1 protein-coding gene is annotated in these 462 nt (G+C 64.3%); it reads right to left on the bottom strand.

The annotated features are described in order from the left end of the window. On the bottom strand, positions 1-411 hold a 411-nt coding region (locus IZR01_RS49570), incomplete at its 3' end, for a glutamine synthetase beta-grasp domain-containing protein (protein ID WP_194927930.1). Positions 412-462 lie beyond the last annotated feature (51 nt).

The following is a 462-nucleotide window of genomic DNA, read 5'->3' as shown; positions in this document are numbered from 1 at the left end:
GTAATAGGGACCCTGCGCCGCCGGAAACCCCCCACCCTCCGGAAACCCCAACGGCCGCCCACCCCGAAACAACGTGTACTCCTGCTCAATCCCAAACCAAACGTCCTGCGCCCCAAACCGCTCAGCCACCTCCCGAGCCCCAGCCCGCATGTTGGAGGCATGCGGCACAAAATCAATCCCCTCCACCTCACACAACACAAGCACATGCTCCCCACCCCGCACCGGATCCGCGCACGTGAACACCGGCCGCAACACCCGATCCGAAGAATGCCCCACCGCCTGCCCGGTCGACGAACCATCGAACCCCCACACCCCCGGCACAGCACCATCAGCAAGCACCCGCGTCTTCGACCGCACCCCCGCCGTAGGCACAGCCCCATCAACCCAGATGTACTCAGCCTTGTAGACCATCCCGCACCTCACAGATCAAACGATCAACCGAAGAACCCACCACCCCCGCCG

This window comes from Catenulispora pinisilvae (assembly GCF_015356865.1).
Classification (GTDB): domain Bacteria; phylum Actinomycetota; class Actinomycetes; order Streptomycetales; family Catenulisporaceae; genus Catenulispora; species Catenulispora pinisilvae.
Note: the sequence above shows the minus strand (reverse complement) of the source record. Positions and strands in the feature narration are given on the sequence as shown.